10 protein-coding genes are annotated in these 13,648 nt (G+C 69.1%); 8 read left to right on the plus strand and 2 right to left on the minus strand.

The window, feature by feature from the left end:
- Positions 1–17: 17 nt before the first annotated feature.
- The 5 genes from C7H84_RS11675 (at position 18) to C7H84_RS11695 (ending at position 3,819) form a co-directional block, all read left to right on the plus strand.
- Positions 18–1,586: a protein adenylyltransferase SelO gene (locus C7H84_RS11675; RefSeq protein ID WP_121858960.1), complete on the plus strand. Its 1,569-nt coding sequence runs from the start codon at positions 18–20 to the stop codon at positions 1,584–1,586.
- A 36-nt stretch (positions 1,587–1,622) separates the two neighbouring features.
- Positions 1,623–2,054 (plus strand): peptide-methionine (R)-S-oxide reductase MsrB, encoded by a 432-nt coding sequence (gene msrB / locus C7H84_RS11680; RefSeq protein WP_121858961.1) that lies wholly within the window; start codon positions 1,623–1,625, stop codon positions 2,052–2,054.
- Positions 2,055–2,177: 123 nt separating this feature from the next.
- On the plus strand, positions 2,178–2,708 hold the full coding sequence (locus C7H84_RS11685; protein ID WP_121858962.1) for a septation protein A: 531 nt from the start codon (positions 2,178–2,180) through the stop codon (positions 2,706–2,708).
- Position 2,709: 1 nt separating this feature from the next.
- Entirely contained in the window at positions 2,710–3,018 is a 309-nt protein-coding gene (locus C7H84_RS11690) for a BolA family protein (RefSeq protein ID WP_012364068.1), read from the plus strand.
- Positions 3,019–3,036: 18 nt separating this feature from the next.
- Positions 3,037–3,819 (plus strand): peptidylprolyl isomerase, encoded by a 783-nt coding sequence (locus C7H84_RS11695; RefSeq protein ID WP_121858963.1) that lies wholly within the window; start codon positions 3,037–3,039, stop codon positions 3,817–3,819.
- A gap of 211 nt (positions 3,820–4,030) precedes the next feature.
- On the opposite strand, the gene C7H84_RS11700 is transcribed toward C7H84_RS11695, so the two are convergent.
- Together C7H84_RS11700 and purL are read right to left on the minus strand one after the other, a co-directional pair.
- Positions 4,031–4,573: an N-acetyltransferase gene (locus C7H84_RS11700; protein WP_121858964.1), complete on the minus strand. Its 543-nt coding sequence runs from the start codon at positions 4,571–4,573 to the stop codon at positions 4,031–4,033.
- On the minus strand, positions 4,573–8,637 hold the full coding sequence (purL, locus tag C7H84_RS11705) for a phosphoribosylformylglycinamidine synthase (protein WP_121858965.1): 4,065 nt from the start codon (positions 8,635–8,637) through the stop codon (positions 4,573–4,575). The genes C7H84_RS11700 and purL overlap by 1 nt, the downstream gene beginning before the upstream one ends.
- 329 nt (positions 8,638–8,966) lie before the next feature.
- Here purL and C7H84_RS11710 point away from each other — a divergent pair, with 329 nt between their 5' ends.
- The 3 genes from C7H84_RS11710 (at position 8,967) to pgi (ending at position 13,601) form a co-directional block, all read left to right on the plus strand.
- Positions 8,967–10,271 carry an FAD-dependent oxidoreductase gene (locus C7H84_RS11710; RefSeq protein ID WP_121858966.1) on the plus strand — a complete coding sequence of 435 codons (1,305 nt, stop codon included), beginning with the start codon at positions 8,967–8,969 and terminating at the stop codon, positions 10,269–10,271.
- A gap of 51 nt (positions 10,272–10,322) precedes the next feature.
- Positions 10,323–11,867 carry an NAD(P)H-hydrate dehydratase gene (locus C7H84_RS11715; protein WP_121858967.1) on the plus strand — a complete coding sequence of 515 codons (1,545 nt, stop codon included), beginning with the start codon at positions 10,323–10,325 and terminating at the stop codon, positions 11,865–11,867.
- Positions 11,868–11,978: 111 nt separating this feature from the next.
- Positions 11,979–13,601 carry a glucose-6-phosphate isomerase gene (gene pgi / locus C7H84_RS11720; RefSeq protein WP_121858968.1) on the plus strand — a complete coding sequence of 541 codons (1,623 nt, stop codon included), beginning with the start codon at positions 11,979–11,981 and terminating at the stop codon, positions 13,599–13,601.
- Positions 13,602–13,648: the final 47 nt, after the last annotated feature.

The raw sequence follows: 13,648 nt of genomic DNA on the forward strand, positions 1-13,648 counted from the left end.
ACCCAGAGGCGCTCAACATGTCGTTTTCCCGAAGCGCAGCCGATTCGGCTGACACTCTCCCCGACCTCGCCGCGACGCTCGGCGCGCCCGCCGCGGGCGCGTTCGTCGCGCTCGGCGACGCGTTTCATACGCGGCTGCCGGCCGCGCCGCTGCCCGCGCCGTACGTCGTCGGCTGGTCCGATGAAGTCGCGCATCTGCTCGGCCTGCCGGCATCGCTCGCGGCCCAACCGGGCTTCGCCGAACTGTTCGCCGGCAACCCGACGCGCGACTGGCCCGCGAACGCGCTGCCATATGCATCGGTGTATTCCGGCCACCAGTTCGGCGTGTGGGCCGGCCAGCTCGGCGACGGCCGCGCGCTGACGATCGGCGAACTCTCCGGCACCGACGGCCGGCGCTACGAACTGCAGATCAAGGGCGGCGGCCGCACGCCGTATTCGCGCATGGGCGACGGCCGCGCGGTGCTGCGCTCGTCGATCCGCGAATTCCTGTGCTCGGAAGCGATGCATCACCTCGGCATTCCGACCACGCGTGCGCTGGCCGTGATCGGTTCCGACCAGCCGGTGGTGCGCGAGGAGATCGAGACATCGGCCGTCGTCACGCGCGTGTCGGAGAGCTTCGTGCGCTTCGGTCACTTCGAGCACTTCTTCTCGAACGATCGCCCGGACCTGCTGCGCCAGCTCGCCGATCACGTGATCGACCGCTTCTACCCGGCATGTCGCGACGCGGACGATCCGTACCTCGCGCTGCTCGAAGCCGCGACGCGGCGCACAGCCGACCTCGTCGCGCAGTGGCAGGCAGTCGGCTTCTGCCACGGCGTGATGAACACCGACAACATGTCGATCCTCGGCCTGACCATCGACTACGGCCCGTTCGGCTTCGTCGACGCGTTCGATGCGAACCACATCTGCAACCACTCCGACACGAGCGGGCGTTACGCGTACCGGATGCAGCCGCGCATCGCGCACTGGAACTGTTACTGCCTCGCGCAGGCGCTGCTGCCGCTGATCGGATTGCAGCACGGCATCGCCGACGACGATGCGCGCGCCGAGCGCGCGGTGGACGACGCACAAGCCGTGCTCGCGAAGTTTCCGGAACGCTTCGGCCCCGCGCTCGAACGCGCGATGCGCGCGAAGCTCGGCCTGGAGCTCAAGCGCGAAAACGACGCGGAACTCGCGAACAAGCTGCTCGAAACGATGCACGCGAGCCATGCGGACTTCACGCTGACGTTCCGCCGCCTCGCGCAAATCTCGAAGCACGATGCGAGCCGCGATGCGCCGGTGCGTGACCTGTTCATCGATCGCGACGCGTTCGACGCATGGGCGAACCTCTACCGCGCACGGCTGTCCGAGGAAACGCGCGACGACGCGGCCCGCGCGGCCGCGATGAATCGCGTGAACCCGAAATACGTGCTGCGCAACCATCTGGCCGAAGTCGCGATCCGGCGCGCGAAGGACAAGGATTTTTCCGAAGTCGAACGCCTCGCGCAGGTGCTGCGCCGGCCATTCGACGAACAACCGGAACATGAAGCGTATGCGGCATTGCCGCCAGACTGGGCCGGGTCGCTCGAAGTGAGCTGCTCGTCGTGACCGACGACCCGACCGACCGATCAGGAGAACTCCCACATGTCACACGATTCCGACGATAAAACCTTCCCGTACCAGAAGGACGACGCCGAACTGCGCCGCCGGCTCACGCCGATGCAGTACGAGGTCACGCAGCATGCTGCGACCGAGCGCGCATTCACCGGCGAATACACCGACACTGAAGACGCCGGCATCTACAAATGCGTCGTCTGCAGCACGCCGCTGTTCGAATCCGGTGCGAAATTCCATTCGGGCTGCGGCTGGCCCAGCTATTTCAAGCCGCTGAACGGCGAGGTGATCGACGAGAAGATCGACCGCTCGCACGGGATGGTGCGGGTCGAGGTTCGCTGCAACAACTGCGGCGCGCACCTCGGCCACGTGTTCGAGGACGGCCCGCGCGACCAGACCGGTTTGCGGTACTGCATCAATTCGGCTGCGTTAAACTTCGAGTCCCGACCCGAAAACGAATGAGCGGTGCCGGACGGATCGGTCGGACAGCCTCCCGGCTGCCCCGATCCGCGACGGTGACGCCTGGCGGGTCCCTACAACGGTGAAAGGCCGCGCAATGCGGCCTTTCACGCAGCTGCGAGCGCCATGAAATTCCTGTTCGATCTGTTTCCGATCATCCTGTTTTTCGCCGCCTTCAAGGTCTGGGGCATCTTCACCGCCACCGCCGTCGCGATCGTCGCGACGCTGGCCCAGGTCGCGTGGGTCGCCTTCCGGCACCGGAAGGTCGACACGATGCTGTGGGTCAGCCTCGGCGTGATCGTCGTCTTCGGCGGCGCCACCCTCGTCCTGCATGACGAAAAATTCATTCAATGGAAACCGACTGTGCTGTACTGGCTGTTTGCGATCGGGCTGTTCGCCGCACGCTATGCGTTCGGCAACAACCTGATCGAGAAGATGATGGGCAAGCAGCTCACGCTGCCGCACCCCGTGTGGGACAAGCTGAACGTCGCGTGGGCGCTGTTCTTCGCGGTGCTCGGCGTCGCGAACCTGTACGTGGTGCACAACTACACCGAATCGCAGTGGGTGAACTTCAAGCTGTTCGGCACGACGGGTGCGATGGTCGTATTCATCATCCTGCAGAGCCTGTGGCTCACGAAATACATGAAGGACGAATGACATGACCGACGCTTTCCTCGACGCCTCGCCCGACGAGCGCATCGCGCTGATCGAAGCGCGCCTCACCGCGTCGCTCGCCCCGCTGTCGCTCGCGGTGCGCGACGACAGCGCGCAGCACGCGGGCCACGCCGGTGCCGCCGCCGGCGGCCACTACACGGTGACGATCGTGTCGGCCGCGTTCGCGGGCAAGCCGCGCGTCGCACGACACCGGCTGGTGTATGATGCGCTCGCTGATGCGATGCAGCGCGGCATTCACGCGCTCGCGATCGTGGCTTACACGCCCGAAGAATTCAACGAATCTTCAATCTAGTCTCAACAGGAATTCCCGATGATCCTGAAATCCCCCCGCCTGTGGGTCGCGGCGGCTGCTTTTGCAGCGGCACCGGCATTCGCCCAGAACATCGCCGTCGTGAACGGCACGCCGATTCCGAAATCGCGCGCCGACGCGATGGTCGCGCAGCTCGTCCAGCAAGGCCAGGCCGACAGCCCGCAACTGCAGCAGGCCGTGCGCCAGGAACTCGTGAACCGCGAAATCCTGATGCAGGAAGCGATCCGCGAAGGCATCCCGAATCGTCCCGACGTGAAGGCGCAGGTCGCCGTCGCGCAGCAGACGGTCGTGCTGCGCTCGATGATCGAAAACTTCCTGAAGAAGAACCAGCCGACCGATGCGGAAGTGAAGGCGCGCTACGACGATCTCGTGAAGGGTGCCGGCGGCAACCGCGAGTACCACCTGCACCACATCTTGGTCGACAGCGAGCAGCAGGCGAAGGACCTGATCGCGAAGATCAAGGGTGGCGCGAAGTTCGAGGATCTGGCGAAGCAGTACTCGAAGGATCCGGGCTCGGGCAAGAACGGCGGCGACCTCGACTGGTCCGACCCGAAGGCGTACGTGCCGGAATTCGCGGCCGCCGCGCAGAAGCTGCAGAAAGGCCAGATGACCGACGCGCCGGTGAAGACGCAGTTCGGCTGGCACATCATCCGTGTCGACGACACCCGCGACGTCGCCCCGCCGCCGTTCGACCAGGTGAAGGCGCAGATCGCGCAGCAGCTCGTGCAGCAGAAGCTGCAGGCGTTCGAGGAAGGTCTGCGCCAGCAGGCGAAGATTCAGTAACGTCGGCTAAGATTGCCCGCGCGAAGGCCGCTCCCAGGAGCGGCCTTTTTTGTTTTGGACGCACGCTCGCGCTTGCGGGTACGGCCGGTGCGTTGCGCCCCGATGCGTGGATGCACCTCGTCGAAGCGGCGGCCGCGCAAAGAAAAAGCCGCTTCGAAGCGGCTTTTCAGTTCGACACGGCGCAATCGCGTGCAGGCGGTTCAGGCAAGCGTCATGCCACGTGGAATACGTCGTGATAGCGAACTTCGCCCGACGGCTGCGGCGCGTTTGCGTCGAACGCCAGCGCGAGGAAATACTCGGGCGGCGCGTCCGGAAACACGAGCTCGCCGGACGGCACGAACCCGAACCGCGCGTAGTACGCGGGATCGCCGAGCACGACGCAGCCGCGCGCACCGAGCCGGCGCAACGCGTCGAGCCCCGTGCGAACCAGCCCTGCCCCGATGCTCTGGCGCTGGCATTCGGGCCGCACCGCCAGCGGCGCGAGCCCGTACCATCCGTGGCTGCCGGCCGGCGCGCCGCCGATCGACACCGGCGAGAACGCGACATGACCGATCACGCGCTCATCGCGCTCCGCGACGAGCGACACGCTGAGCGCGCGCTGCACACGCAACGTGTCGACGATCCGCCGTTCGAACTCGCCGTGTTCCGGCGCGTGCGCGAACGCAGCCACGATCACGCGACCGATCGCATCGACATCGCTCGCGCGCTCGTCGCGCAGCGTGACGATCTCGACCGGTGCGTGCGGATCGAACATCAGCCGATCCAGCGGCGTGCGTTACGGAACGCGCGCAGCCACGGGCTCGCTTCGCCCCAGCCTTCCGGATGCCAGCTCATCGTGACCGTGCGATGCACGCGCTCCATGTGCGGCATCAGCACCGAGAAGCGGCCATCGGCCGTCGTGACCGACGTGATGCCGGCCGGCGACCCATTCGGGTTGAACGGATAGCGCTCGGTCGCTTCGCCGCGGTGGTCGACATAGCGCATCGCGACCGCGACGCGATCGATGTCGCCCTGCTGCGAGAAGTCCGCATAGCCTTCGCCGTGCGCGACCGCCACCGGAATGCGCGAGCCTTCCATCCCCGCGAAGAAGATCGACGGCGACTTCTCGACTTCGACGAACGAGAAGCGCGCCTCGAACTGCTCGGACTTGTTGCGCGTGAACTTCGGCCATGCGTCCGCGCCCGGGATCATCGACGCGAGGCTCGACAGCATCTGGCAGCCGTTGCAGATGCCGAGCGCGAACGTGTCGGGACGCGCGAAGAACGCCGAGAACATATCGGCGAGGTTCGCGTTGAAGCGGATCGTCTTCGCCCAGCCTTCGCCGGCACCCAGCACGTCGCCGTACGAGAAGCCGCCGCACGCCACCGCGCCCGCGAAATCGGCGAGCGTCGCGCGACCGGCCAGCAGGTCGCTCATGTGCACGTCGTGCGCATCGAAGCCCGCGCGGTCGAACGCGTAGGCCGTTTCGAGGTGCGAGTTCACGCCCTGCTCGCGCAGGATCGCGACGCGCGGACGGGCGCCCGTCGCGATGAACGGCGCGGCGATGTCGTCGGCCGGATCGAACGTGAGCACCGGCGAGATGCCAGGATCCGCCGCGTCGAGCAGCGCGTCGTATTCGGCGTCGGCACAGGCCGGGTTGTCGCGCAGGCGCGCGATGCGCCAGCTGACTTCGCCCCACGCGCGATGGAGTTCGGTGCGCGGTGCATCGAACACCTTCTTCGCGTCGCGATACACCTCGATCACGTCGCGATCGTTGACCGTGCCGATCACGTGCGAGCACGCCGACAGGCCGCACTCGCGCAGCGCGCCGAGCACCGCGTCGCGGTCGGCCGCGCGCACCTGCACGACGGCGCCGAGCTCTTCGGAGAACAGCGCGCGCAGCGTGCGATCCTCGCGGCGGCCGCTCGTCTGCTTCGCCCAGTCCTTCGCGTCGCCGTAGTCGGATTCGTGGTTCGGGTCGAGCGTCAGCATGTCGACGTTCAGCGACACGCCCGCATGGCCCGCGAACGCCATTTCGCACACCGTCGCCCACAGGCCGCCGTCCGAGCGGTCGTGGTACGCGAGCAGCTTGCCTTGCGCGTTGAGCGACTGGATCGCGTTGAAGAAGCGCTTCAGGTCTTCCGGATCGTCGACGTCCGGCGTCTCGTCGCCGACCTGCTGCGTGACCTGCGCGAAGATGCTGCCGCCCATGCGGTTCTTGCCGCGGCCGAGATCGATCGCGATCAGCACGCTGTCGCCGGCGTCGGCGATGCGGCGCAGTTGCGGCGTGAGGTGCCGGCGCACGTCCTCGACCGGTGCGAACGCGGAGATGATCAGCGACACCGGCGACACCACTTCCTTCGCGACACCCTGCTCGTCCCACTTGGTCTTCATCGACAGCGAGTCCTTGCCGACCGGGATGCCGATCCCGAGCGCCGGGCACAGCTCCATGCCGATCGCCCTGACCGTGTCGAACAGCGCGGCGTCCTCGCCGGCCGTGCCGCACGCGGCCATCCAGTTCGCCGACAGCTTCAGCTTGTCGAGCGACGCGATCGGCGCGCTCGCGATGTTCGTGATCGCCTCGCCGACGGCCATGCGGCCCGAGGCCGGCGCGTCGATCACCGCGAGCGGCGTGCGCTCGGCCATCGTCATCGCCTCGCCCTTGAAGCCCGCGTAGTCGAGCGCGGTCACCGCGCAGTCGGCCACCGGCACCTGCCACGGGCCGACCATCTGGTCGCGCACCGACGTGCCGCCGACCGAACGGTCGCCGATCGTGATCAGGAACGACTTGCTGCCGACGGTCGGATGCTTCAGCACGTCGACCGCGACTTCCGACAGCGCGATGCCCGTCACGTCGACCGGCGCGCGCTCGGTCGCGACGCGCGCGACGTCGCGGTGCATGCGCGGCGGCTTGCCGAGCAGCACTTCCATCGGCATGTCGACCGGGAATTCATCCGTGCCCTTCGCTTCGTCGTCGACGAGCTGCAGCTGGCGTTCGTCGGTCGCGACACCGACCACCGCGAACGGGCAGCGCTCACGTACGCAGATCGCCTCGAAGCGCGGCAGGTCGGCCGGCGCGATCGCCAGCACGTAGCGTTCCTGCGCCTCGTTCGACCAGATTTCGCGCGGCGACAGGCCCGATTCCTCGAGCGCGACCTTGCGCAGTTCGAAGCGCGCGCCCTTGCCCGCGCCATCGACGATCTCGGGGAACGCATTCGACAGGCCGCCCGCGCCGACGTCGTGGATGCTCAGGATCGGGTTTTCCGCGCCGAGCTGCCAGCAGCCGTTGATCACTTCCTGCGCGCGCCGCTCGATTTCCGGGTTGCCGCGCTGCACCGAGTCGAAGTCGAGTTCGGCCGTGTTCGCGCCGGTCGCCATCGAGCTCGCCGCGCCGCCGCCCATGCCGATCCGCATGCCGGGGCCGCCGATCTGGATCAGCAGGGAACCCGCCGGCACGTCGTGCTTGTGCGTGTGTTGATCCGCGATGTTGCCGAGGCCGCCCGCGATCATGATCGGCTTGTGATAGCCGCGCACCTGGCCGTCGACGTTCTGCTCGTACACGCGGAAGTAGCCGCCGAGGTTCGGACGGCCGAATTCGTTGTTGAACGCGGCGCCGCCGAGCGGGCCGTCGATCATGATCTGCAGCGGCGACGCGATGCGGTCCGGGCGGCCGTACGGGCCGTGCTGCTCGTTCGGGTTGCGCTCGGCCACCGGCTGCGCCGCGTCGCGGTCGTTTTCCCACGGCTGGCGGGCGTCCGGCAGGTCGAGGTTCGACACCGTGAAGCCGGTGAGGCCGGCCTTCGGACGCGCACCGCGGCCCGTCGCGCCTTCGTCGCGGATCTCGCCGCCCGCGCCGGTCGCCGCGCCCGGGAACGGCGAGATCGCCGTCGGGTGGTTGTGCGTCTCGACCTTCATCAGGGTGTGCGTGAGCTCGGTGTGGCGCCCATAACGTTCACCCGGCTCGCCGGCCGTGCCCGCGTTGCGCGGGAACCAGCGCTCGGCTTCGGCGCCGACCATGATCGACGAGTTGTCCGAATACGCGACGATCGTGCCCTGCGGGCTCAGCTTCTCGGTGTTGCGGATCATCGCGAACAGCGACATGTCCTGCTCTTGCCCGTCGATCGTCCACTGCGCGTTGAAGATCTTGTGGCGGCAGTGCTCGCTGTTCGCCTGCGCGAACATCATCAGCTCGACGTCGGTCGGGTTGCGTTCGAGCTTGCGGAACGCGTCGACCAGGTAATCGATCTCGTCGTCGGCGAGCGCGAGGCCCAGTTCGACGTTCGCGCGCTCGAGCGCGCCGCGGCCGACGCCGAGCACGTCGACGGTCGCGAGCGGCTTGGCCGGCAGTTCGTCGAACAGGTGCTTCGCGTCGTCGCGCGCGGCGACCACGCTTTCGGTCATCCGGTCATGCAGCGCGGCCGCGACCGCGGCGCGCGCGTCGTCGGACAGCGCCTTCTTGCCGCCGAGCAGGCCCGACTTCAGCGTGACCGTGAATTCGACGCCGCGCTCGATGCGGCGCACCTGCGTGAGGCCGCAGTGCTGCGCGATGTCGGTTGCCTTGCTCGCCCACGGCGAAACCGTGCCGAAGCGCGGCAGCACGACGAAGGTCTCGGCCGTCCCCTTTTCGCTGGCCGGCTCGAACGGCGCGCCGTAGTGCATCAGCGCGTCGATGCGGGCGCTGTCGTCCGCCGACAGCGGCTCGGCCGCATTGACGAAGTGCAGGAACTGGCCGCGCACCGCGACGATGTTGGCGTCGATTTGCCTGAGCGTGTCGAGCAGACGGGTTTGACGGAAATCGGAGAGGGCCGAAGCGCCGGGAAAACACGAGAAGTGAGCCATGGGCTGGACTGACGTCGATGAGTCGCGCGAGGTGGCGACGTGGGGCGAAAGGAAGGCCGTAATTATACCCGGAAGTGGGCCGTCCCAGACCGGCTGATCCGCACCCGCGATGCACCGCGACGGTGCGTCCGCGGACGCCCGCCCAACCGGGCATCGGGCCGGCCTGCCTGGCCGCTGCAGCCGCCGACCGCGCGACGGCGGAATCGGACGGGGTCACGTGGCGCCGTTCTGCCTGATTTTGGCGCTATCATTCCCGGTTCCCCGGGCCCGGAGCCCGTCAGCGAATTCTCACCGGGCGGCGTGCGCGCCGCCCGTCATCGAAGCAATCCATGGATGTCATCGTCATCGGCGGCGGAATCAGCGGCGTCGCCACCGCCTACCAGCTGCGTGCGGCCGGCCATCGCGTGTGCGTGGTCGAACGCCACGCGACCGTCGCGCAGGGCGCGACCTACGGCGACGGCGGCACGCTGCTGCCGAGCCCGCTCGACGTCTGGTTCGGCCCGACCTTCATGCGCCAGCGCCAGCCGCGCGACAACGGCATCGTCTACAAGCCGGGCTTCAACGGCGGCGTGCGCCGCTTCGTCAAGCAACTCGCCGCGTTGCGCGAACCCGACGCCTTCGTCGCGCAATACGCGCGGCTGCGCCCGCTGATCGACGCGTCGCGCGAAACCCTCGCCGACATCGAGGCGCGCTTCCAGCTCGAATTCGAGCAGAAGCCCGGGATCCTGCACGTCGTGCGCGACCCGCGCGACTGGGAAGCGCTGCAGCCCGCGCTCGACCTGCTGCGCACGCTCGACCAGCCGTACCGCGTGCTCACGGCCGACGAATGCGCGGCGCTCGAGCCGTCGGTACCGGCCGAGCCCGGCTTCGCCGGCGGCGTGCTGCTCGAGACCGAACGCACCGGCAATTGCCCGCTGTTCGCGAAGCTGGTCAAGCAGACGCTCGACGAGCACGGCGTGCAGTTCCGCTTCGGCGCGGACGTCGCCGCGATCCGCGTCGACACCGGCCGCGCCGCGGTCGAACTCGCGCCGGCGGCCGGCGGCCGCCACGCGCCGAATGCGCGCGAAGTCGACGTGATTTCGGCCGACGCGATCGTGGTCGCCGCCGGCGCCGGCAGCCTGCCGCTGCTGGAGCGGCTCGGCTGGCGGCTGCCGCTGCATCCGGTCCGCGCCCATACGCTGACCGCGCCGGTCGCGTACGAAGAACATGCGCCGCACCTGAGCGTCGTCGATTCGATCAAGCGGATCTCGATCACGCGCACCCACCAGCGGCTGCGCATCGGCGGTGGTGCGGTGCTGCAGAGCGTCGCCGAGACCGCCAAGCCGCTTCCCGAGCCGCTGTCCGAAGCCGCGCTTGCGCTGCTCGGCCAGGCCGTCCACGACTGGGTGCCGGGCGCCGCGAAGATTTCCGCCGCGCTGTCGTGGCAAGGCACGCAACTGCTGTCGCCGGACGGCCTGCCGGTCGTCGGTCCGACCCCGCACCCGCGCGTATTCGTCAACTTCGGGCACGGCCCGGCCGGCTGGGGCCTCGCGTGCGGGTCTGCTAAAGTGGTGACCGACTGCATCGGCGGCGACACGCAGCACTGGCCCGCCGATACGCTCGCCGCGCTGAACGCGGCGCGCTTCACGACCTGACCGCCGCGGGTTCGTCCCGGGGCGGCACCCTCCGGCCGCCATGACCCCGCGATGACGAATCCCCGCCCGCTTCCCGATTCCACTCCGCTCGCGCTGCTGCGCGTCGCCGACCTGCGCGACGCTGAGGCCGCCGCGGCCGCCGACCTGCCGCCGCACACGCTGATGGCCCGCGCGGGTGCTGCCGCCGCGCGCTGGCTGTCCGAACGTGTCGCCGGCGACGACCGCCCGATCTGGTTCGCGGTCGGCCCCGGCAACAATGGCGGCGACGCGCTGGTCGCCGCCGCGCACCTGCAGCAGCTCGGCGTCGCGACGCTCGCGTGGATGCCGGTGCCGGTCAAGCCGGACGACGCGCAATGGGCGCTCGGCGTCGCGCGCGCGGCCGGCGTGCCGCTGTCGGACGAGCCGCCCGCGTCGCTCGACGATTACGCCTGGGTAGTCGACGGACTGTTCGGGATCGGCCTCGGCCGCGCGCTCGACGGCCCGTTCGCCGCGCAGGCCGCGCGCATCGCCGCGCACGCCCGCAGCGGCGGCCGGGTGCTCGCGCTTGACGTGCCGAGCGGGCTCGACAGCGACACCGGCCGGATCGTCGGCGCGGGTGCCGCCGTCGCCGCAACGCATACGCTCACCTTCATCGGCGCGAAGCCCGGCCTTTACACCGGCGACGGCCGCGATCTCGCCGGCGACATCGACATCGCGTCGCTCGACGTGGCTCCGCCCGCCGCACCGGCGATCGTGCTGAACGAGCCGGCACGCTTCGCCGCCGCACTGCCCGTCCGCGCGTTCGCGTCGCACAAGGGCACGTTCGGCAGCCTCGCGGTGCTCGGCGGCGACACCGGCATGTGCGGTGCACCGATCCTCGCCGCGCGTGCCGCGCTGTTCGCCGGCGCCGGCAAGGTGCATGTCGGCTTTCTCGGCGCCGGCGCGCCGCCGTACGACCCGCCGTTTCCCGAGCTGATGCTGCATCCCGCGGACAGCCTCGAGCTCGATGCGATGTCCGCGATCGCCGCCGGCTGCGGCCTCGGCACGCGCGAGGCCGCGGCGACGCTCGTGCGCGACGTGCTCGCGCACGATGCGGCAACGCTGCTCGACGCCGACGCGCTGAACCTCGTCGCGACCCATGACGACCTCGCGGCCGCCGTCGCCGCCCGCGGCCCGCGCGGCCATGCGTGCGTGCTGACGCCGCATCCGCTCGAGGCAGCGCGGCTGCTCGGCAGCGACACCGCGACGGTGCAGCATGACCGGCTCGCCGCGGCCGCGGCGCTCGCCGCGCGCTACGCGAGCATCGTCGTGCTCAAGGGTTCGGGCACGGTGATTGCCGCGCCCGACGGCCGCCTGACGATCAATCCGACCGGCAACGCCGCGCTCGCCACCGGCGGCACCGGCGACGTGCTCGGCGGCCTGATCGGCGCGCTGCTTGCGCAGCGCGTGGCGCCGTACGAAGCCGCGCTGGCCGGCGTCTACCTGCACGGCCTTGCGGCCGACACGCTGACCGCGCACGGCACGGGCCCGGCCGGACTCACGGCCGGCGAACTCGCGCCGATGGTGCGCACGCTGATCAATCGCCTTTTTTACCCGTCGCCGCGCGCCGACATATAACGCCGCTATACTGGGTGCCCCGCCGCACGGCGGGCCCTCTCGTCCGCCGGCCTTCCGATCCCGACGCGCCGGCGCGGCATTCCTCCCGATTCACGCTTCACTTGAACCGCCATGACGCTGAATTCGCTCCCCGCCTGGACTGCCCTTCAATCCCACTTCGAACAGATCCGCCATGCGCGGCTGCGCGACTGGTTCGCGCCGGAAAACGACCGCGCGCCGACCCGTGCCGAACGCTTCACGATTCCCGGCGGCGGCCTTGCGGCCGACTTCTCGAAGAACCGCATCAACGACGACACGCTGCGCCTGCTCGTGCAGCTGGCCCGCGAAGCGGGCGTCGAAGCGCGCCGCGACGCGATGTTCGCCGGCGAGATCGTCAACCCGACCGAAGGCCGCGCCGCGCTGCACACGGCACTGCGCGCGAGCGACCCGAACGCGCCGTTCCATGCACAGGTCAGCGCCGAGCGCGCGAAGATGGCGAGCTTCGCGCGCACCGTGCGCAGCGGCGCGTGGACCGGCTACAGCGGCAAGCGCATCCGTCACGTGATCAACATCGGCATCGGCGGCTCGGACCTCGGCCCGAAGATGGTCACGCACGCGCTGCACCACGTCGCGACGCCGGAGATCTCGACCCACTTCGTGTCGAACGTCGACGGCGCCGATCTTGCGCGCGTGCTGGAACAGGTCGATCCGGAGGAAACGCTCGCGATCATCGTGTCGAAGACCTTCACGACGCTCGAGACGATGACGAACGCACGCTCGCTGCGCGACTGGTTCGTCGCGCGCGGCTGCCCGGAGGATGCGCTCGCGAAGCACTTCGTCGGCGTATCGGCGAACCCGGCCGAGGTCGTGAAGTTCGGCATCGCCGCGGACAACGTGTTCGAAATGTGGGACTGGGTCGGCGGCCGCTATTCGCTGTGGTCGGCGGTCGGCCTGTCGATCATGATCGCGATCGGGCCCGAGCAGTTCGACGAACTGCTGGCCGGCGCGAACGACATGGACCGCCACTTCCGCGAAGCGCCGCTCGAACGCAACCTGCCGGTGCTGCTCGGCCTGATCGGCATCTGGTACCGCAACTTCTTCGGCTCGCAGAGCTACCTCGTCGCGCCGTATTCCGAAGCGCTGCACTACCTGCCGTCGTACCTGCAGCAACTGGAGATGGAAAGCAACGGCAAGTCCGCGCGCCTGGACGGCACGTTCGTCGACTACCCGACGTCGGCCGTCACGTGGGGCGAGCCGGGCACCAACGGCCAGCACGCGTTTTTCCAGATGCTGCACCAGGGCCCGACGATCGTGCCGATCGACTTCATCGCGGTGCTGACGCCCGAGCATCCGCTCGCGAGCCATCATCCGAAGCTGCTCGCGAACTGCTTCGCGCAGAGCGAAGCGCTGATGCTCGGCCGCACGCTCGACGAAGCGCGCAAGGTCGCCGGCCCCGGCAACGAAGCGCTCGCGCCGCACCTGACCTTCCCCGGCAACCGCCCGACGACGACACTGCTGGTCGATGCGCTGACGCCGCGCACGCTCGGCGCGCTGATCGCGCTCTACGAGCACAAGGTACTGGTGCAGGCGACGGTGTGGGACATCAACCCGTTCGACCAGTGGGGCGTCGAGCTTGGCAAGATTCTCGGCAAGGTCGTCGAAGCCGATCTGTCGGCCGAGTGGGTCGATCCCGCGAAGCACGATTCGTCGACGACCGCGCTGATCGAGCGCGCACGGTCGGCGCTCAAGCGCTGACGCGACAGCGTCGTCCACACGTCGGTCGCATCGGCATCTGCCGTATG

The sequence above is a fragment of the Burkholderia sp. Nafp2/4-1b genome (assembly GCF_003635165.1).
Lineage (GTDB): Bacteria > Pseudomonadota > Gammaproteobacteria > Burkholderiales > Burkholderiaceae > Burkholderia.

Coding starts and splice junctions, on each gene's coding strand:
- purL (WP_121858965.1), bottom strand. CDS start 8,637: ATGGCTCACTTCTCGTGTTTTCCCGGCGCTTCGGCCCTCTCCGATTTC.
- msrB (WP_121858961.1), top strand. CDS start 1,623: ATGTCACACGATTCCGACGATAAAACCTTCCCGTACCAGAAGGACGAC.
- C7H84_RS11695 (WP_121858963.1), top strand. CDS start 3,037: ATGATCCTGAAATCCCCCCGCCTGTGGGTCGCGGCGGCTGCTTTTGCA.
- C7H84_RS11715 (WP_121858967.1), top strand. CDS start 10,323: ATGACGAATCCCCGCCCGCTTCCCGATTCCACTCCGCTCGCGCTGCTG.
- C7H84_RS11675 (WP_121858960.1), top strand. CDS start 18: ATGTCGTTTTCCCGAAGCGCAGCCGATTCGGCTGACACTCTCCCCGAC.
- pgi (WP_121858968.1), top strand. CDS start 11,979: ATGACGCTGAATTCGCTCCCCGCCTGGACTGCCCTTCAATCCCACTTC.
- C7H84_RS11700 (WP_121858964.1), bottom strand. CDS start 4,573: ATGTTCGATCCGCACGCACCGGTCGAGATCGTCACGCTGCGCGACGAG.
- C7H84_RS11685 (WP_121858962.1), top strand. CDS start 2,178: ATGAAATTCCTGTTCGATCTGTTTCCGATCATCCTGTTTTTCGCCGCC.
- C7H84_RS11710 (WP_121858966.1), top strand. CDS start 8,967: ATGGATGTCATCGTCATCGGCGGCGGAATCAGCGGCGTCGCCACCGCC.
- C7H84_RS11690 (WP_012364068.1), top strand. CDS start 2,710: ATGACCGACGCTTTCCTCGACGCCTCGCCCGACGAGCGCATCGCGCTG.